Here is a 16578-nt window from a genome sequence, read left to right on the forward strand (position 1 = left end):
GATTTTGCTGATTTTTTCTGTCGGTTGATTCGACAGCCGATACAGATTTGACGCTGGCTGTGCATGTGGAACACACACACATGCTCGACACCTGTCTCGGCTGTGGGGCTTCCCTCGACGGCGAGCGACAGTGCCCCGACTGCGGGTGGGATCTCGACTCGTTTCGAGACGGGGATCGCCACGGGTTAGCGAAACCCGGCCACGGCGAACCGGAAGACAGCGACGATGACCGCGGTACGGACGGTCCGCCGCCGGGCCCGCGAAGCGTCCTCGGGTTCTGAGCGGCGTCAGTGATCGAGTTCGCTCAGCGGCGGTCGGTCCTCCGCGCGGCGGGCCTCGTTGAGTGCGTCGCAGATGTTCCCTTGTCCGGACATGTTGACACTCGCGAGGCGTGCTCGCTTCTGAACCACCGCGAACCGCTCGGGATCGATCGGTTCCCCCTCGGGATCGCGAAACACCGGCTCTTCCTCTCGGTAGAGGCCGACGGTGCGAGCCTTCTGCAGGTACTCCGCAATCGGTTCGCGGGAAACCGCGACGGCGACCGCGCTGTTGCGGACGTAGACGATCGCGCTCTCGTCCGAGAGTTCGATATCCGGCTCCGTCAGGTCGACGATCTGCTCGGGATCGAGGCCCGCGTCGGTGAGCGCGTTGATCGCCTCGTACTGCCGAGCGAGGCGGGCCTTCTGATCGAGCGTCGCACGGATCTCGGCGACGCCGCCGTCCGCGTCGGGGAACGTCTCGGCGAAGGACTGCCGCTGATTGACCCCTTCGGTAATCTCCGTCTCGTGCATGTGTTCGTGGAGGCGAATCGTCGCCGTATCGACACTCTCTAGCGTCTCGATTTCGTCCCGCGCGTCGGTCGCCATCATCCACGCGAACGCCGGCGAACACCAGGCTGTCGGGAGCGTGAAATCGACCGTGACCGTCTCTCCCTCAATAGCGATCTCGTCGATGTACTCAAGCGCCACGATAGACTCGTCGAGTTCCGGATCGGTCACCCGATCCAGTCGGTCGCGGACGGCCGCCTCAGTCGGCTCCCTACGCGTTGCCGCCGCTGTCGCCGCCGGATCGTCAGTCGAGCGTCCCGACATCAGTCGTCGGCGGCGGCGGGTTCGCCGTAGTGGTCTCCGAGACCGAACTGCTCGCTGATGTCGTCGGTCCGGAACTCCCGCTTTTTCGCCTCGATATCGATATCGTACAGTTCGGCGGCGTTCTCGCCCATGATCTTCTTCATCGTGTCGATGTCGAGTCTGACGTCGTACTCGTCGCGTTGCTCGTCGGTCAGTTCGGCGTCCATCACCGTTTCGACGAGCCAGTCGGGGTTCCACAGCGCGTAATCCGAGCCGAACAGGAGGCGGTCCTCACCGAGCCAGAACAGCAGTTCGCCCATGATCTCGCCGAACTTCCGCGGTCGGTGGACCGCCAGCGGTGCGGCCACTGCGAGTCCGCCGTAGACGTTCGGCTCCTGGGCGGCGATCCAGCAGAAGTCATCGAGTCGCGGGAGTCCGACGTGTTCGACGACGAACTCCAGTTCGGGGAACGAACTCGCGGCGTCGTCGACATCGGCAACGTCGAACGCGTCACGGTTGAGCGGGCGGATCGTCGGCCCCTTGTGTGCGTGAATCTTGTCGATGCCCAGTTCGGAACACTTTTCGAGGAACTCGAAGGCGGCCTCGCTGTCGAGTCGCCAGCCCTTCGAGTCACCCTTCCACTCGGCCGTGTATAGCTTCACCCCCTCGATGTCGTACTCCTCTTTCTGTCGTTCGAGGTCGGCAAGTCCGTCCTCGCCCTCGCGTGGATCGAACCGCCCGTTGTTGATGAACCGCTCGGGATACTTCTCGGCCAGCCGTCCGTTCTGGTCGATGGTGTTGAACCCCTCGTCGTAGAAGTCCGTCAGGTACGACGGCTGGAAGATACCCATGTCGACCGCGGCGTTCCCGAACAGGTCCTCGACCATCCGCTCGGCCCCGTACTTCCGGTACTCATCCAGCGACCACTGTTTGTCCTCCGGCGTGAATCCGGTGTGGTAGTCGTAGAAACACTGGATGAACTGCTCTCCCCCCTCGTGTTTGATGTTCTCTTTACTCGCGTCCCACAGGTGGACGTGCCCATCGATGACGAAGATGTCCTCTCCGTTCGCCTGGTACATGTTCACATGCTTATGGGGGTTGTGAACATAAATCTCCGTGAAATAATTATGATGTATTCCAAATTTCAGATACCTCGTCGATCACTCGAACCGTCGGTCGGGGGTTTTCCGGCGTGGTCCGATCACCTAGGGCAGGGAGCGACTCGGCCGCTGTCCGGCATTCCGTGGCGACCGCTTGGCCAATTCGGAAGCCTTTTATTGGTTTGCCGGTGTACAGAGTAATGTAGACAACGTGAGCGCTGGTGGTGAGCAGACGAGATGTCTGCGAGGCTCAGCGTGAACGAAGTGAGCGCTGGTGGTGTAGTGGTATCACAGGACCCTGCCACGGTCCTAACCCGAGTTCAAATCTCGGCCAGCGCACTACATATATACCCTTTTTCCCGGGTTTCCTGACAGGTAGCGGCCGCTCTACGGGGTGGTCTGCATGAGCAGCCAGTCCGAGGCAACCCCGGATCTGGCGACGATCGAGACGACCGCCAGCCCGCTCACCTTCCCGGATGAGTTCGACATGTCTGGGAGTTGGGAGCGCAAGACCGAGCGCGATCGCGGCGGCTGGGTCAACGACGCCGAGCGCATGGTCTGGCTGGAGAACTCAGACGAACCCCGCCGCGTCGTGTTCGTGCTCAGCGGTCGCGTCCTGCGTGTCAACTGCGACTGTCCCGGCTATCACTACGACGACTGGTGTGCTCACGTCGCGAGTTGCTGGTGGGACTGGATCACCGGCGGGCTCGTCGTGACGCACCTGCAGACTGGTCGCGAGTACGACGCGCCGCCGTCCTGGCTTCGCGTGGCCGAGCGCGGCGATGCGCGGGAGTTCGCCGGGCTCACGCCGAAAGAACTCGACGCATACCTCACCTGCGAGTTGGGCGAGTGCGGTGTTCGGGAGTACGCGCGGGAGACCGGCCGCGCTCCGGGGACCGTCGGGAATCAGCTTCGGTGGGCTCGCGAGAAGGTCGGAGGTGAGCAGGCGTGACGAGCGCTTGTGTTGTGCGCCGGTTCCGAGTCGGCTTCGAGGGCTCCGTATCATCACACGCGGGGACGCCCGCTGGCGCGAGACCTTCGCAGAGTGGTGGGGGGAGTGGTACCACTATTGCTCTCGCCGGCGGAAATCGCCACACGTCGGCCAACCGACCCTGTGGTACCACACCCCCGAAAAGTGGTACCACTCACGGAGGTGTCCCGGCGTGACGCTTGCCGAGTTCGGCTACTGCGAACGATGCGACGCACGCCGTGAACTCGTCCCCGTCGCTGGCGGTGACGCGCTCGCCTGCTGTCGGTGTGACGCAATCGTTGGAGGTGACGATGAGTAATCAGCTCCCTCACAGCGAAGACGGTGGTCAGAAACAGGTGAAGGTTCGCGCCGACGAGGAACTCGTCGAGCGCTTCGACGCTCACGTCGAGCAGTCCGAGCAGTACAGCAGTCGCGCCGAAGCGCTCCGGGCGGCGATGAAACGATCACTCAGCCAAGCCGACGGCACCGACGCCCCGCGGGTGGCCCCGACTGACGACGACATGCTCCGGGAAGGGTACATGACACTGGTCGCGATCGCCAACTCGGACGGCCTCATCCCGCACGACCTCGCTGTGGCGGAACTCTCGACGACACTCGGCAAGTCCGAAAAAGTCGTCGAGCGAGCGGTGCTCGGAAAACTCCGCCGGCGCGGGTACCTCCGACAGCAGACGAATTTCGACACCAGCAACCGAAGCTGGAAATTGCGAGGTGCCGACGATGCGTAACGCCGACACCGTTGGAATGACGCGAGTTCGGGCGCGAGCTGTCAAGCATCTCACCGACCCAGCACAACTGCACCTGAGTCGGCGTCACTGGGGGACCGAGACCCCCCACCCGCACGCGGGGGGTGGTCAGGCGTGAGTTTGGACTCGTTGCACCCGAAGCGAACTGGGAGTTCGGTCGAAGCCGCCGTGATCGAGCGCGAGCCCGCGCTTGCCCCCGTCGACGACCGCGAAGCGGAGTGGCACGACGCCGAGACGGTCGAGGTGCTGGCCCCACGGCCGAACCGTCCGCTCGGTGGTGTCTGTCTCGTCGAGCCTGAGACGCCCGTCGAAATCAAAGGCTGCATTCCTGAGCAGAGCAACGGCGACGGCCAGACGCCCGGCCGGTGGTACATCAAGCGAGTGAGCCACGACCAACTCGTCGACGCCGGCGCGTTCTACTATCTGACAGTGTACGCTCCGCTGCCGGAGACGCCGCTCATCGCCAGCATGGTTGTCCCGGCCGCGACGGTCGGCGATCTGCTCGACGGGAGTTGGTACGACAACGGACGGCGTGAGGTGGCGAAACTCGGCTGGCCGAGGATTTTCGACCGTGAGGTGGTCCGTCGTGATTGAACCGTTACTGGTGTACTCCAGCACGGCGCTGTTCTGGTATCTACACATCTGTTATTACTGGGATTCGGTAGACCGTAATCTCACTTAGGCGTACTTTCTATGACTCTTCACCGAAGATAATAATCTCCAAGAGGTCCGTTTTGGAACTGGTAGATAGAGATGGGCAAGATTGAGAGTGTGAATACAGCAAACGGACCGAATTTGTTCTGAGCGAACCACGCTAAATCAATTCCTCAGCAAAATACATACTGAATGATGGGATCAACCGCATGCACTGAGGCCCCTAAAATGGCCAAGATTCAGTAATAATCGGCTTGAGTTCCCCCCAGCACCAGATATTCGAGGACAAGTGGGTCTAAGAAACATGGACTGATTTTGGCAAGCAACCAAATCCAGCCTAAAAGCTACTAAAGACTGCCCTTAATTACTCCACCAACTCCTCCGCCGATGACAGGATATGCGATTCCGACTATGAGCACTGCGTTGGTGAGTGGAAGCTGGTAGGTTAGTCCTTGAGCCGAGATTTTGAAAAACAGAGCACCACCTACTGCCAAGATACCGTAGCCAACAACAAGTGCAGTACCAGCAACCAGACCAGAACGGGCAGAGGTTGCTGAAGCCCGCTGTGCAAGTATTATTCCAAAAATAATGAGAACGACAGCTGGAATCGCATTATAAATTAGTGGATTACCGGCACCTATTTCGCGGAGGGCATTAACCGTGATTTGTGAACCATCTCGGCCGGTAATCTGGATTGGAACTGTTTGCGCGTTATAATAAATCCAGCCAATCGTGTTAATTAGGAGTTCAGAGTTCGTTCCTGTCCCGGGTTCAAATTGATAGATGTTCTGAAGCTCATTCCCAGTTTCTGGCTGTGTAGTCAAGAGGTATACCAGAGTAACAATAAAGCCGACAATATATGCTGCCACGCCATAAATCAGGCCGCCGACGACGGGAATGGATGTGCTTTCGTTACCTTTAGGCTCATAACTTGCCATATCTGAATTATAAATAAGAACTTTTACTAAAGTTTTTTCATACCAAATTAGAATAGTAATTTAACTTTACCTTCAGATAGTTTTTACAGGGGGTAGGGCAGGGACTCAGTTGAACACTTGCCGCGCCGGAAGTTCTGCCTGTTCGGAGCCACGTGGGGCGGTGTCGCCGTACCAGTTGATATTCAACGAGTCGGCGCGAACGCTCTGCGCATCTTGAACGGCAACCCCCTCGGAGCGCAAATAGTAGGCGACGAACACATAGTACCCGCCCGCGCGGTTTAGCGCGTCGTGCTGGTCCCGCCAGATCTTGAACCGTGTCTGATTCGCCCGGCCACCTTTCCGGTTCAGTGCCACGGCTTTGATTTCGACCGGCTGGCCGTTTTCGGGAACGACAGCGTCCATGCGTGCGCCGTTCACAGGTTCGTATGAGCGTTCCAGCCCGTAGTGGTCGAGTACCCAGTCTTCGACCTTCGCGCCGTAGAAGCCCGGCGCGCGTCTGTTCTCGACGGTCACTGTAGCGGCCCCCGGAGCCAGTCTATCGGCACCGCGCGGATCAGTGCGTCAAGGAGATCGACGCCGGTCTGTACGTCCAGCCATGCCGCGACAATCAACGCGGCGATCGCCACGAGGAGAACTCGTTTCATCGTTGTGTGTTGTGTTTTGTGTGGGTGCGCCAGCTCGACAGCGCCCAGCAGCGCAGCCATTTTTTCTTTTTCCATCCCGATTTGCCCCGCCGCGGGACCCGATTGCTGACCAATCCACGACCCCGCCTCACGCACGTATTAAAATTGTATTCGCGGGGGGGCTGTGGATGGATGGATAGCGCTGTCGTTGCGCTGTCTGTTAGTTTACTCATCGTCAACCTCCACGAAGTCGTGTTCTCCATCTTTCCATTCCTGGACGCGATCGCCGACCCACGACGACGAGTAGCCGACTGCATCGGCGGCGTCATCGTAGGTGAGCCCTTGGTCTTGTGTGAGTACGATCGCCGACTGAATGGACGCCTTCTTGTCTGCAGAGAGGCCGCTGTCGTCGCTGTCGTCGTCGCTATCGTAATCCTCGCTCACCTCGAAGTCTGAAGCCTGATACTCGTCGTAGGTCTCTGCGGTGTCCGTGAGGCCCTGATACGTGGCGAGTTCGTCCCACTCGTCTTTGCCGCCCTCGCTTTCGAGAATCCGGGCTTTGTCCGGGCGGGTCTTGTCAGGCTTCTCGACGGCGAAACTCGCGACGCGACGAATTTCCTTGGCGGTCTTCGTGCGGGTGTGCGCGACCGAGAGCACGCTCCCGCGTTTGGCGTACTCGCCGTGTTCTTCCTGGCGCTTGCGGATGAACAGCAGTGAGTCACTGAAGGCTTCGGCTTTCTTCGAGCCTGTCCCGAACCCAGAGAGTTCCTGGGCTACTTCGTCGAGGACGGCCAGCACCGGCCCCTGATACGAGGCCATCGTTTCGAGCATTTCTTCATCACTATAGAACTGAGCGTCAGCGCCGTCCCAGTCGACGTTTGCGATGACCTTCCCGCCGGTGACCGCACGCCAGACGTTCGCCGTATCGAGGACGAGCGATGTCTTCCCGCTGCCGGGCGAGCCGAAGACGAGCCCGACCGCGCCCTCGTGGGTGAGTCGGTCGGCCACCTCGACGAAGAACCGCTCTTTCTTTTCTGATTGGTTCGTGAGCCCGGTCGCCGTTTTCATCTGGGAGACGTTGCCCGCTCGCACGGACTCGTCGATTGTCTCCGTCGCGGCGTTCGCGATGATCTCCTGGCCGACCCGTGTCTCTTCGACCGATTCGGTGAGCACGGTATCGAGGTGGTTTAGCAGTTGGAGTGTATCGCGATCGTCGATCAGGCCGGCGTAGCCGCGGACGTGCTCGTCGGGCTCGTCGCGGAGTGTAGTTGCCAGTTCGGCCGCCGCGTATGCACTCCCGTCACTCATTGGTGTGCCCTCAGTGGATCTTCCTCGAAGTCGACCCCGGAGAGATCGACCATCGGTTCGTCGCGCCAGTGCTCGTCGGCTTTGTCCCCGTTCTTTTTCTCGTCGGTTTCACCCCCACCCGCGTGCGGGTGCAGGTCGTCGGGGAGTGCGTCGTCGAGAATCTGGGAGATCGTCGCCTCGCCCATGTCAGCGTCGACGGTCGCCTCGTCGATTGCCGTGTTGAGTTCCTGGGCGCGCTGGCGGTCGAGCTGGCGTGTGATCCCGCGGATACGCCGGCGCATCTCGCGGGCTTTCGCGGCTTCGGGTTCGAGATCCTGCCGGAGTTCGCGCACGGCGGCGAGTGCGTCGTCGACGCTTCGTTCTTCGGCGAACTCACTGGCGGGTGCGGATTCCCGCCAGTTGGCGACCGCGTGATTGCTGTCGGGGTCGTAATCGCGGCACTCGTAGATCCGGCGGTGGGACTGAGACCACTCGAAGAGCGTGCCGTCGACGGTCATCTCCGCCCACGTGTCTTCGGAAACCTCCCAGATCGCCCCGCCAGTGCCGTCGTCGACCGTGTAGGAGACGAGCAGGATCCCGTCTTCCTCGGGGATGAGGTCGGCGACCTTGTCTGCACCCACGTAGGCCGCGGCCGTCGCGGAGAGGGTGATCGCCAGCGCGTAGGGCCACCAGTTCGGGATTGCGAGGTTGATGATGCCCGCCCACTGGAGCAGTACGACGAGCAAGCCGAACAGCAGCAGCAGTCGGGAGTTCTCGTCGGCGAACGTGCGCAGGCCAGCGAGTCGGTCGAGTGTGCGTCGTTCCAAGTTGGAGCTGATCTCTTTGGCGCGTTGGGTGGTGTCGCTCATGCGAGTCGATCCACCTCCTGCTCTTCCTCGTGTTTCCGCCTGAGCACAAACACAAAGGTCAGTGCGGCCGCGCCGGCGGCAGCTATTCCAGCCCCAAGGATTGCATTTCGCTGTGGAATGAGTGTGTCCGGCTCGGACGGTTTGCCCGCCTGGAGGACCAGCGCTTCGTTCATTTCTGTGCCCTGGGGCGTGGTGACGAGGACGGCCGCGGTGCCGCCGGTACGCGTCTCAGCGTCGATCGTGAGTTTCGTGCGTTCGTTCGGCAAGAGTCGTTGAGTCTGGAAGGAGATTGAGGTAGTGCCCTCGCTGTCGAGTTCGATCATTTCGGTAAGTGTAATCGTCTCGGGGGTGGGGCCGCGCCAGGTCGCCTCGATGGTCATGGTGCCATCGCTGTAGCTGTAGGAATGGATCACGAGATCGCCGAGCTGGTCGGCAACTTCGGTGCTGGGTTCGTTGGGTGCGGTGGCGTTCTGGGCGGTGTCGGTCTGGGCGAGTGCTGGTGCGGGGACGGCCAGCAGTGCGAGCGCACACACACAAGCCAGCGCGGTGAGTCTGTATCCCGTCATTGTTACCCGGTTAGCACCCTCACGCCGAGTATCGCAGCAACACCAAGCACGAGTATCTGTGTGAGGCTCTTGCCGGGAACCCCTGGCACAACTCCGTCGAAGGGATTGCCGACGAGATTGCCAAGCGCGTTAGCAATCCCCTGTACAAACCCTGTGCCTGCAGATTTGCCACTTGTAACTACTGTCGTCCTCTGTAACTTCTGCAACTTGTCAATCTGCTCTTGGAGTCGCTGAGTCCGGTTTTGCAACTCAGTCGTGTTGCTCACCGAGTAATCTCGGGTTTCGGTGGTGATGTTCACACTGCCTACGTCCTCGCCATTCTCGTTGTAGACGTTCTGAATCTCAAACCGTCCGTCAAGTTGCTGATAGCCACCCTCAATCAGCGCGACCGTCTGGCTCCCTTCGAGATTATTGGTCTCGTACGTTCGGTTGACCTCCCAATCACCGGTCGGAGGTTCGTTCGTTGACGCCAGCAATCCATTCAGTGTTCGATTAGCCCCGAAATCTGTTCCTGAAGTGTCGCTATATGGCCTGTATCGAATATCCATGTAGCTGGCATTATCCGGCGTAGCCATTCCGGATGCCTCTAAGAATGCTGATACTTCATCGAAACTTCCTCCCTTTGGGTTGACTTCCGCGATGAAGTTGTTGATCTGATTGACTTGTGATAAGACTTGTTCGGGATCCAGTTTCCCACTCTCAAACTTGGCGTATGTGTTCTCAACATACGAATTTATATCGTTTAGCACTTCCTGTTTCGTTGACTCTAACTTTTCATATTCATCCCAAATTGGGCCGTAGATGTAGACTTGCTGAGGCCCATTATCCGGAGATGGTGGTCGTGCGACTGTTTGGAATGGTCCATCTATCGCAATCTCAGTCTTCTGAGCGCCCGTGAGGGAGTGCTGGATCTCACTAATCGGGTCGAACCAGAACGGTTCGGAATCACTCACACCGTCCTTGTCTTTCCAGTTCACTCGGAGTTTGACCTGTTGGACAGTGAGGGATTTGTTGAGTTGCTGAAATTCAACTGTACGCGTCCTGAGACCCTTGTAATTCACTCCTTGGACAGTAGATGCATCTTTGGGATTTGCCATCGTCTTAGGAGCGTAGATTGCTTCTGGGGCAGTGCTGTGGATATTATCCTGTGCTACGACGTACTGATTCCAGAAGTCCAAGTAATTGAACTGTTTAGTTTCATAGTATTCAGTTACAGAAGTCTTTGCCTTTGATAGCGCAACTGCCTTGCTGGATCCGTTAACAATTGCTTTGTAGATCTCCCGTTCGGCAATCAAAAATGCGACATCTTTCGTATCTTTCGCGTAGTTGCCAATAATATCCAAGACAGTTTTCCGAGCAGCCACTTTACTGACTGCTTTTTGATATGCTTGGAGATGATCAAGATTCTTCTCAACACCAGTGTTGAACTGGATGTCACACGGTCGATTTTGAGTCAGATAAACATTCATTGAGCAAACGATTTGTCCGCCTGACTGCGCTTTCGCTTCCTGAACAGGCGAAAGCTCGCTGGTCCCGTCCGTTGTCGGATGTGGGACCGCCAGTGGTAATCCTACGGTAGTCAGCATGATCAACCCGACCAGCAGCAGCGCGAACAACTGACTTCGTGCTGAGTCAGACATCACGGTCCTCCCTAATAAGATACGCTCCGCCGAGCACGCCACGGCGGGGGATCGTTCGTTGGTCGTCCAGTTCGGTCGTCTGTTGGGATTTGGTCATATGTTGAGTAATCCCCCGCATTCGGGTGGGGGGGTGAATCCGTTAGTCGTCCACTTGATACACGTAGGCGTTGATCGTCACGCCGGCCGCGACGAGAGCTGCCAGCCCGACCGAGACCGAATCGATGGCGGCGGTCGTGGTGCCGGTGATGTTCGGGATCTGGTCAGTGATCGAGCTGGCGTGTAGCCACTCGTGGCCGACAACGATGACGATCGCCGAGATTACAGCAAGGTACGACGCCTCTTTGTCGATCATAGCCAATCCTTCCGGTAGGCGTAAGCCAGTCCGGCGATGATTGCTCCGAAGGCGATCAACTGAGTCGAGCCAGCGCCGGCGATGATTCCGCCACCGCCGAGCAGTCCACCGCCGGTCGTCGCTGAGGGAACCTCTGTGTCTGTCGAGGCAACGTAGTCCTGTGCAGTTGCGTTGACGACGACCGTGTAGCTCCCCGCTGCAGGGGAGAAATCCGCCGTTCGGAACACAGTGTCCGAGCCGGAGTACGTCCCGTTGAAGGCGGTGTCTTCGACAGTGAGTGTGGTCGAGTTGACGACGGTTCCGGTGTCGTCTTTGAGTTGTACGTCGACGGATGTGCTCGTCTGGGAGTCGTTGATGAACTCGTCGGTGACTTCGACATCGACAGTGACGGTCTGTCCGTCGTCGACCGTGATTTGTTCACTCGATACGTTGACGGCCGCCGCGCCGGCAGTCAGGATACCGAGGATCGCAACGAGACCGATGGCCGCGAGCACGAATCCGATTTTCGTGTGTCGTGTCATGTTCATAGGTCAGTTGACGTAGGTGATCAGTGCAAAGCCGATACTCTGGATGGTGAAGGAGACGAACGCGGCGGGTGTCTCGGTAATCCAGCCCTCGAAAACGGGGAAGAACGGTGGGGCGATGATGAGCCCGACAGTCACGTACAGGACCCAGACTTCGAGGACGCCCCAGGCGTCAAAGTCGAGTGGGTCGTCTCGATTGAGGATGACAGCGCCAAGGGCTCCGACGGAGAGGAGCCGGCCGATGGTCCACTGGATACCGCTCACCTCGACGAACACGTCTCCGAGTGAGATAACCGGGAGCCAGTCGGCTGCGACGAGTCCAAGTGTTGAGGCGGTCCCGAGCGCGAAGAGGGGGAAGATGACGAACGTCTCTAGGTCCAACTCGAATTGCGTCATAGATCAGTCCCCGAGGTAGTGTGCGGCAGTGTTGTAGAGGCCGACCGCGCCGGCCGCGCCGATCACGCCGAAGGTGACCGTCAGCGGATCACCGGAGAGACCGAGCACGTCGGTCAGGAGGTTGGTGTCGGCGAACTCGACGAGTCCCCAGTTGAGCGCTGCAAGTTCGGTAATCGCCCATGTTGCGGGGCGAAATTTCGGTGGTAGGAGTTGTTCCATGGTTTGAGTAGAGTTGTTGTCGGCTCAATTTTACAAGCCGATACACTGGATTTACCTTGCCACCTAGTAATATTCTTCGGTGGTAATTTCTACCACTGGAGAATAAAACCGCATTGCGGGGTGACGGCTTGTTATACAAGTCGGAAACAGACCCCTCTGAAATCGCTCGTGCTTGTGCCAATTACCCAGAAGATTGGTCCGATGTATGTCATACAGTAGAAATAATACGTGAGAAATTAGACAAAGCTACATGCGAATCGAAGCCACGAAGGCCGACAACGAGACGAAGGTGTGGCTCACGGACAGCGAGATCGAGGATCTTCGACGGGCGGCCGCCAGCTACCGCGACGATGTGATCATCCAGCTCGGTGCGTACGTCGGACTCCGGGCTTTTGAGATTCCCCAAGTGACGCCGTCCGGTATCTCAACGACCGATAGCGGCCAGTACCGGCTTCGGGTGCCCCGCGGAAAGGATACGACCGGCTCTGGCGGGAAGCCTCGGGACGCTTACCTGCCGCCGGCCGTTGAGCGCGATCTCCAGCAGTTCCAGAATGCAGAGAACATTGCTCCGAACGACCCGTTTGTTGAGCTGACCGAACGCGGTGTTCGGGCGGCGGTGAAGCGGACGGCTGAAGCGGCAGCCGAGCGGACGGGGAATGACGATTTTGAGCACATCTCAAGTCACGATCTTCGCCGGCGGTTCGCACAGCGCCTACTGGTAGACGAGGACCTGAACCCACGGATAGTGATGCAGGTTGGTGGTTGGGACTCATTTGCTGCCATCGAGCCGTATCTCAATAGTCCGACTGAGGGGGTTGTCGACGATGAGTTTGCTTCGGTCGATGTTGTCTGACCCTCACCCGAATGCAGGTGTGGGGTTACGAGGCTCCGATGGTTGGAGGCTGGTAAAGTTCTTCAGCCGCTGCTTTCGAGAGGGTGAATGTCTGGCCTGTTGCTGTGACTGCTCCAGAGATCAGACTGTTGAGCAGGGCCCGGATCTCAGCCCGGTATGATGCTGCGCGCCGTTCGCTAATCTGAATTGGACGGTTTGGTCGATTCGGACGATCAGTCGCCCGGAGACAGACATACGTTCGGGCGAACGCGCGACGGTGCGAGTCGGGTGCCTCTCGTAGATACGACGGGAGTGATAGATCAGCACGGTCGTCGTTCTTTGTCCCGACCGGTGCGCCGAGGATGGCAAGGAACCGGCCGAGTACCGCTTGGTGCTGTTGAATGGTCACTTCTCGGGCCCGGTTTTCTGTGCGGTCGTTGTAATAGAGTCGCGCGTTGACAGCGGTCTGAAGGAGTGATCTAAGGACTGTTTCGTCATCGTCTGTGTCGACTGTGAATAATGGCACATAAGTTTCTGTCCTGATCGACCCTCCCGCGAAGATCCAGGCCACCAGACAGTTCAGTGCCTGTATTGTGTCTGTCTCCCAGTCCCAATCAAGCCAGTCGTGTTGTTCGGCGATCTCGATTGCGCGGACTGGATCCGGCTTCGAGCCGTCCATCCAGACACGGATGCGACCGCGTGGTTGCTCAAGTGCCCGAGCTACAGATGTCGATCCTTCTTCTGGATTTTCGGCGGTATAGTCCAGATACGCACGGTAGGCTTCGACGTAGTCCCACGGATCGCCGTAGCGGCCGCCAGTGTACGTTTCGGCAAGGTCACGTGTGAGTGTCTGACGGTCAGGCATTATAATAAAAAACTAAGATATTTCGGGGGTTTAGGAATTATCGATGTCGTAGTCTTCATTCACCTCAAACTGGCTGAGGATTGCGCTGCTCCCTTCCTCATTCTGCCATCGAAGACTAATCGTGTCTCCCTGTGAGACTGGCTCTGGACTGGTTCCGTAGACAACTATTGTATCGCCAGCAGACATATCCTCATTGGCTGGGTTAATTCCCTTTTCAGTAGCATTTATTTGTAAGTTGCTTGCATCACCAGCGAGACTAAGCGACCCTGCTTCGATCGTCGGTCCGCTCGTGTGGGTGATTTCGATGACTGTCGAGTTCTCGGCGGAAACGTCTGAAGTGCCAGCTCCGGCTGACACTGTGTATGAGCTGTTTCCAGCAAAGTCACCGTTGAAATTCGCGTTTGGTGTGGTGCTGCTCACCTGTTCGCCCAATCCGAGTACGAAGGTTGCGATTACGGCTGCGAGAATCACGGTGATGGCCACCATGAGGATCACGCCGATTACCGGACTCACGGCATCGTCGTCCTTGAATAGTTGTTTCAGTTTCATAGTTTTGTTGTCCACCGGACGAAAACGAGATGGATGTAATAGCTTTGTGTTAGCCATTACGAAATGAACGTGGAGGCTACGCGCGCCGTAGACCCCGGTCGTTCTATCCCGTTTTCGGCGGCTCTGTCCACACGTATGCCAACAAGTAATAAAAGTGTGCCTACTCGTTTACAGCGTTTGATAACACCGCTTTCGTGGTTCTCGGGAGTCGGTCGGGTTCGTAATGTTGGTGAGATGAGAATTATTCTCCTCTGGTATTCTCCTGTTTTCAGATACAATACCTCTACGAGTTTGTGTCGTGATCTTACTCAAACGATGCTGGCGGTCGATAATCGCAAGACGGTGCCGTTTTTTCTCGCCGTGAAACAGGCATACCCAGCTACGAAGTTGCTGCGAGGGCCGATTCTCAAGTCTAATATTTGTTAATCGGTCACCCATCTTTATACGTTACTCTCCTACTACTCTGATTCGTAATGTCGATACGACAACTACTGACAGACGACGACAGTGCAGTAAGTCCAGTGATCGGCGTGATCCTCATGGTGGCCATCACCGTGATTCTCGCGGCCGTGATCGCTTCATTTGTACTCGGACTTGGTGGAAATACTGGCGAGCCTGCGCCCAGTCCGACTATTGAGTCAAGTGTTGATAATGGGAACCTCACACTTGAGGTGACCGGTGGAGATGATTTTGAGGCCTCTTCGGCAACAGTGCAAGGAACAATCAATGGTAATGATGTTAAATTTGCCATGGATGCAGCAAACGCAAACCTTGGTGAAGTGACTGCTGGCGATACAATCCGTATTAATACCACCGAGGCATTCATCAACGAACAAAAAATCACCTCCGGTGCCGGTGGTGGTAGCGCTGTCGCAAATTCGGGAGGAGGTGGTTCTGTTGTCCCGATTGATAGCTGGGAAATCGAAATCATCTGGAACCCGGCCGACCAAGACTCTCAGGTCATCTACTCCGACTCGTCGTAACGCCCACGCAACATCTTTTTATTGTCGTGTCGCAGGTCATTAGCGACGCGCGTGAGCCCATCCACTGGACATTTTGAATCACTGCAATCGCACTTCCACTTGTCCAGCTTTTGGGGTTGTTCCTCCCGCAGCTTGTCTACCGCAATACCGTGTCGACTGTCGGTGTCGGTCGGTTCCTCGCGTCGAGATCGCCGTTAAGGTACATTCGCCCCTCAGTCGTGAGTTCGTAACTCTCCCAGCCCTCACAAGACACAAAACCTGCGTATTCGAGCATCGCGAGGCGCTCGGCGACGTGAGGCGGTGAGACGCTCTCAAAAACTTCGCGAGAGATGAGTTGATGGGTTGCCAAATCCTCTTCGCAGAGAAATTCGAGGATACGGTCGTCTTCTCGTTTCATCCATCTGGCACTCTGACGGTCTGCATCTGACATTTGAGTAATTCAGGGTGACGGGCTACTGGGGGACGATACTCCACTATCCTCGTCGTCTGTCTCGGGTACCTTGTCCGGCTGGTCCTCGTAGGTGTTGATCTTACCGTCGAGATACCCCTCTCCGCGTTCGGTGAGGAGATATACACCGTCTCCGACTTTTCTGAGAAGACCGTGTTCCGCGAGTTTCTTGCACCTTCGAGAAACTGAGGGCTGTGAGATACGGATGTGTTCATGATCCGCTAAATCACCCACACTACAAACATTGTCCTCATCGTTACGACAGATCTCTAAAATCCTGTCGTCCCACAATACCATCCATTCACCGGACTTACGCATTATAATATCTCATACACAATACCTATTTGAATAGCTGGCCTATGCTACTATTCCAAATTATCTATGTTTGAGATCATCAACGATACATTTTTGAATAACCGCTGCATCTGTATGACACACGAAGCCGTCTAATCGCTCGCAAATGCCTCTCGACATTTGCGATTTCGGGCCTGTGCTGCAACACAGGCCCGGAAAAGGCGGTTTCGTGGACAGATCCTATGTCCGAAACCAACCGCACGGGCCGCGAGGCCCGTACTGAGCCGGAGGTACCGCCAGCAGATAAGCGCCCCGCACTCGACGAGCTGACCGAGTCGGAGCGCGAGGTTTTCGAAACCGTCGAGATGGGTGAACCCGGCGTTCGGGAGTTCGCTCGCGAAACCGAGCGCCACCCGTCGACGGTGCAGACGTTACTTCGCCGCGCTCGGCTGAAGATCGAGCTGGCCGAAGCGCGCGACGACGGGGGCGAGACCTCCCACCCGCACGCGGGGGTTGGTTCGCAATGAACCAGCCGAAAGACAACCCGGCGCTGACGTACATTTTCATCCGCGAAGCGGTAGGTCGGGCCGAGAGACTCGATGAGTCGCTGATGAGAGTTAGCGGCCGCGTGTGGT

At 57.6% G+C, this 16578-nt stretch carries 25 protein-coding genes and 1 tRNA gene; 9 read left to right on the forward strand and 17 right to left on the reverse strand.

The window, feature by feature from the left end:
* Positions 1–80: 80 nt before the first annotated feature.
* A complete protein-coding gene (locus GRX03_RS11880) occupies positions 81–281 on the forward strand; it encodes a hypothetical protein (protein ID WP_159764422.1) in 201 nt (66 codons plus the stop codon).
* 6 nt (positions 282–287) lie between these two features.
* On the opposite strand, the gene GRX03_RS11885 is transcribed toward GRX03_RS11880, so the two are convergent.
* Both GRX03_RS11885 and GRX03_RS11890 read right to left on the reverse strand, forming a co-directional pair.
* A complete protein-coding gene (locus tag GRX03_RS11885; RefSeq protein WP_159764423.1) occupies positions 288–1091 on the reverse strand; it encodes an iron-sulfur cluster assembly protein in 804 nt (267 codons plus the stop codon).
* Positions 1091–2149, reverse strand: coding sequence for an amidohydrolase family protein (locus tag GRX03_RS11890; protein ID WP_159764424.1), 1059 nt, complete (start codon positions 2147–2149; stop codon positions 1091–1093). Before GRX03_RS11890 ends, GRX03_RS11885 begins: the two co-directional genes overlap by 1 nt.
* Before the next feature lie 289 nt (positions 2150–2438).
* On the opposite strand from GRX03_RS11890, the gene GRX03_RS11895 reads away from it, so the two are divergent.
* The 5 genes from GRX03_RS11895 to GRX03_RS11910 all read left to right on the forward strand — a co-directional run bounded on the left by GRX03_RS11895 (position 2439) and on the right by GRX03_RS11910 (position 4498).
* Positions 2439–2509, forward strand: a tRNA-Gly gene (locus GRX03_RS11895).
* A 64-nt stretch (positions 2510–2573) separates the two neighbouring features.
* The gene (locus tag GRX03_RS11900) at positions 2574–3122 is read left to right on the forward strand and encodes an SWIM zinc finger family protein (protein ID WP_233739927.1); all 549 of its coding nucleotides are present in this window, start codon (positions 2574–2576) and stop codon (positions 3120–3122) included.
* Between the two features lie 211 nt (positions 3123–3333).
* On the forward strand, positions 3334–3459 hold the full coding sequence (locus tag GRX03_RS16910) for a hypothetical protein (RefSeq protein WP_267902776.1): 126 nt from the start codon (positions 3334–3336) through the stop codon (positions 3457–3459).
* Complete coding sequence (locus GRX03_RS11905; protein WP_159764425.1) at positions 3452–3886, forward strand: ribbon-helix-helix domain-containing protein; 435 nt, start codon at positions 3452–3454, stop codon at positions 3884–3886. The genes GRX03_RS16910 and GRX03_RS11905 overlap by 8 nt, the downstream gene beginning before the upstream one ends.
* A 132-nt stretch (positions 3887–4018) precedes the next feature.
* Positions 4019–4498, forward strand: coding sequence for a hypothetical protein (locus GRX03_RS11910; RefSeq protein WP_368278381.1), 480 nt, complete (start codon positions 4019–4021; stop codon positions 4496–4498).
* Between the two features lie 407 nt (positions 4499–4905).
* Here GRX03_RS11910 and GRX03_RS11915 read toward each other — a convergent pair whose 3' ends face one another.
* The 11 genes from GRX03_RS11915 to GRX03_RS11960 all read right to left on the reverse strand — a co-directional run bounded on the left by GRX03_RS11915 (position 4906) and on the right by GRX03_RS11960 (position 11972).
* Complete coding sequence (locus GRX03_RS11915; protein WP_159764426.1) at positions 4906–5496, reverse strand: hypothetical protein; 591 nt, start codon at positions 5494–5496, stop codon at positions 4906–4908.
* Between the two features lie 105 nt (positions 5497–5601).
* A complete protein-coding gene (locus GRX03_RS11920) occupies positions 5602–6009 on the reverse strand; it encodes a hypothetical protein (protein WP_159764427.1) in 408 nt (135 codons plus the stop codon).
* Complete coding sequence (locus GRX03_RS16915) at positions 6006–6140, reverse strand: hypothetical protein (RefSeq protein WP_267902777.1); 135 nt, start codon at positions 6138–6140, stop codon at positions 6006–6008. The genes GRX03_RS11920 and GRX03_RS16915 overlap by 4 nt, the downstream gene beginning before the upstream one ends.
* Before the next feature lie 204 nt (positions 6141–6344).
* Positions 6345–7427, reverse strand: a complete 1083-nt coding sequence (locus tag GRX03_RS11925) for a hypothetical protein (protein WP_159764428.1) — start codon at positions 7425–7427, stop codon at positions 6345–6347.
* Positions 7424–8275, reverse strand: a complete 852-nt coding sequence (locus GRX03_RS11930) for a hypothetical protein (RefSeq protein WP_159764429.1) — start codon at positions 8273–8275, stop codon at positions 7424–7426. Before GRX03_RS11930 ends, GRX03_RS11925 begins: the two co-directional genes overlap by 4 nt.
* Positions 8272–8841, reverse strand: coding sequence for a hypothetical protein (locus GRX03_RS11935; RefSeq protein WP_159764430.1), 570 nt, complete (start codon positions 8839–8841; stop codon positions 8272–8274). Before GRX03_RS11935 ends, GRX03_RS11930 begins: the two co-directional genes overlap by 4 nt.
* 2 nt (positions 8842–8843) lie before the next feature.
* Positions 8844–10481, reverse strand: coding sequence for a hypothetical protein (locus GRX03_RS11940; protein ID WP_159764431.1), 1638 nt, complete (start codon positions 10479–10481; stop codon positions 8844–8846).
* 139 nt (positions 10482–10620) lie between these two features.
* Entirely contained in the window at positions 10621–10833 is a 213-nt protein-coding gene (locus tag GRX03_RS11945) for a hypothetical protein (protein WP_159764432.1), read from the reverse strand.
* Entirely contained in the window at positions 10830–11354 is a 525-nt protein-coding gene (locus GRX03_RS11950; RefSeq protein ID WP_159764433.1) for a hypothetical protein, read from the reverse strand. Before GRX03_RS11950 ends, GRX03_RS11945 begins: the two co-directional genes overlap by 4 nt.
* 9 nt (positions 11355–11363) lie before the next feature.
* Complete coding sequence (locus tag GRX03_RS11955; RefSeq protein WP_159764434.1) at positions 11364–11753, reverse strand: hypothetical protein; 390 nt, start codon at positions 11751–11753, stop codon at positions 11364–11366.
* A 3-nt stretch (positions 11754–11756) separates the two neighbouring features.
* Entirely contained in the window at positions 11757–11972 is a 216-nt protein-coding gene (locus GRX03_RS11960; protein WP_159764435.1) for a hypothetical protein, read from the reverse strand.
* Positions 11973–12222: 250 nt separating this feature from the next.
* On the opposite strand from GRX03_RS11960, the gene GRX03_RS11965 reads away from it, so the two are divergent.
* A complete protein-coding gene (locus tag GRX03_RS11965) occupies positions 12223–12825 on the forward strand; it encodes a site-specific integrase (protein ID WP_159764436.1) in 603 nt (200 codons plus the stop codon).
* A 25-nt stretch (positions 12826–12850) separates the two neighbouring features.
* Here the strand turns inward: GRX03_RS11965 and GRX03_RS11970 are convergent, their stop codons facing one another.
* Positions 12851–13669, reverse strand: coding sequence for a hypothetical protein (locus GRX03_RS11970; RefSeq protein WP_159764437.1), 819 nt, complete (start codon positions 13667–13669; stop codon positions 12851–12853).
* Positions 13670–13699: 30 nt separating this feature from the next.
* Positions 13700–14218, reverse strand: coding sequence for a type IV pilin (locus GRX03_RS11975; protein ID WP_159764438.1), 519 nt, complete (start codon positions 14216–14218; stop codon positions 13700–13702).
* A gap of 473 nt (positions 14219–14691) precedes the next feature.
* Between GRX03_RS11975 and GRX03_RS16780 the strand changes: the two genes are divergently transcribed.
* On the forward strand, positions 14692–15201 hold the full coding sequence (locus GRX03_RS16780) for a type IV pilin (RefSeq protein ID WP_159764439.1): 510 nt from the start codon (positions 14692–14694) through the stop codon (positions 15199–15201).
* A gap of 136 nt (positions 15202–15337) precedes the next feature.
* On the opposite strand, the gene GRX03_RS11985 is transcribed toward GRX03_RS16780, so the two are convergent.
* Together GRX03_RS11985 and GRX03_RS11990 are read right to left on the reverse strand one after the other, a co-directional pair.
* Positions 15338–15598: a hypothetical protein gene (locus tag GRX03_RS11985; protein WP_159764440.1), complete on the reverse strand. Its 261-nt coding sequence runs from the start codon at positions 15596–15598 to the stop codon at positions 15338–15340.
* 42 nt (positions 15599–15640) lie between these two features.
* Positions 15641–15967 (reverse strand): MarR family transcriptional regulator, encoded by a 327-nt coding sequence (locus tag GRX03_RS11990; protein WP_159764441.1) that lies wholly within the window; start codon positions 15965–15967, stop codon positions 15641–15643.
* A gap of 218 nt (positions 15968–16185) precedes the next feature.
* On the opposite strand from GRX03_RS11990, the gene GRX03_RS17075 reads away from it, so the two are divergent.
* Positions 16186–16470: a sigma factor-like helix-turn-helix DNA-binding protein gene (locus GRX03_RS17075; protein ID WP_159764442.1), complete on the forward strand. Its 285-nt coding sequence runs from the start codon at positions 16186–16188 to the stop codon at positions 16468–16470.
* Positions 16471–16578: the final 108 nt, after the last annotated feature.

Origin of the sequence: Halovenus carboxidivorans (assembly GCF_009831575.1) — an archaeon.
Taxonomy (GTDB): Archaea; Halobacteriota; Halobacteria; order Halobacteriales; family Haloarculaceae; genus Halovenus; species Halovenus carboxidivorans.

Coding starts and splice junctions, on each gene's coding strand:
- GRX03_RS11880 (WP_159764422.1), top strand. CDS start 81: ATGCTCGACACCTGTCTCGGCTGTGGGGCTTCCCTCGACGGCGAGCGA.
- GRX03_RS11885 (WP_159764423.1), bottom strand. CDS start 1,091: ATGTCGGGACGCTCGACTGACGATCCGGCGGCGACAGCGGCGGCAACG.
- GRX03_RS11890 (WP_159764424.1), bottom strand. CDS start 2,149: ATGTACCAGGCGAACGGAGAGGACATCTTCGTCATCGATGGGCACGTC.
- GRX03_RS11900 (WP_233739927.1), top strand. CDS start 2,574: ATGAGCAGCCAGTCCGAGGCAACCCCGGATCTGGCGACGATCGAGACG.
- GRX03_RS11905 (WP_159764425.1), top strand. CDS start 3,452: ATGAGTAATCAGCTCCCTCACAGCGAAGACGGTGGTCAGAAACAGGTG.
- GRX03_RS11915 (WP_159764426.1), bottom strand. CDS start 5,496: ATGGCAAGTTATGAGCCTAAAGGTAACGAAAGCACATCCATTCCCGTC.
- GRX03_RS16915 (WP_267902777.1), bottom strand. CDS start 6,140: ATGAAACGAGTTCTCCTCGTGGCGATCGCCGCGTTGATTGTCGCGGCA.
- GRX03_RS11925 (WP_159764428.1), bottom strand. CDS start 7,427: ATGAGTGACGGGAGTGCATACGCGGCGGCCGAACTGGCAACTACACTC.
- GRX03_RS11930 (WP_159764429.1), bottom strand. CDS start 8,275: ATGAGCGACACCACCCAACGCGCCAAAGAGATCAGCTCCAACTTGGAA.
- GRX03_RS11935 (WP_159764430.1), bottom strand. CDS start 8,841: ATGACGGGATACAGACTCACCGCGCTGGCTTGTGTGTGTGCGCTCGCA.
- GRX03_RS11940 (WP_159764431.1), bottom strand. CDS start 10,481: ATGTCTGACTCAGCACGAAGTCAGTTGTTCGCGCTGCTGCTGGTCGGG.
- GRX03_RS11945 (WP_159764432.1), bottom strand. CDS start 10,833: ATGATCGACAAAGAGGCGTCGTACCTTGCTGTAATCTCGGCGATCGTC.
- GRX03_RS11950 (WP_159764433.1), bottom strand. CDS start 11,354: ATGACACGACACACGAAAATCGGATTCGTGCTCGCGGCCATCGGTCTC.
- GRX03_RS11955 (WP_159764434.1), bottom strand. CDS start 11,753: ATGACGCAATTCGAGTTGGACCTAGAGACGTTCGTCATCTTCCCCCTC.
- GRX03_RS11960 (WP_159764435.1), bottom strand. CDS start 11,972: ATGGAACAACTCCTACCACCGAAATTTCGCCCCGCAACATGGGCGATT.
- GRX03_RS11965 (WP_159764436.1), top strand. CDS start 12,223: ATGCGAATCGAAGCCACGAAGGCCGACAACGAGACGAAGGTGTGGCTC.
- GRX03_RS11970 (WP_159764437.1), bottom strand. CDS start 13,669: ATGCCTGACCGTCAGACACTCACACGTGACCTTGCCGAAACGTACACT.
- GRX03_RS11975 (WP_159764438.1), bottom strand. CDS start 14,218: ATGAAACTGAAACAACTATTCAAGGACGACGATGCCGTGAGTCCGGTA.
- GRX03_RS16780 (WP_159764439.1), top strand. CDS start 14,692: ATGTCGATACGACAACTACTGACAGACGACGACAGTGCAGTAAGTCCA.
- GRX03_RS11985 (WP_159764440.1), bottom strand. CDS start 15,598: ATGAAACGAGAAGACGACCGTATCCTCGAATTTCTCTGCGAAGAGGAT.
- GRX03_RS11990 (WP_159764441.1), bottom strand. CDS start 15,967: ATGCGTAAGTCCGGTGAATGGATGGTATTGTGGGACGACAGGATTTTA.
- GRX03_RS17075 (WP_159764442.1), top strand. CDS start 16,186: ATGTCCGAAACCAACCGCACGGGCCGCGAGGCCCGTACTGAGCCGGAG.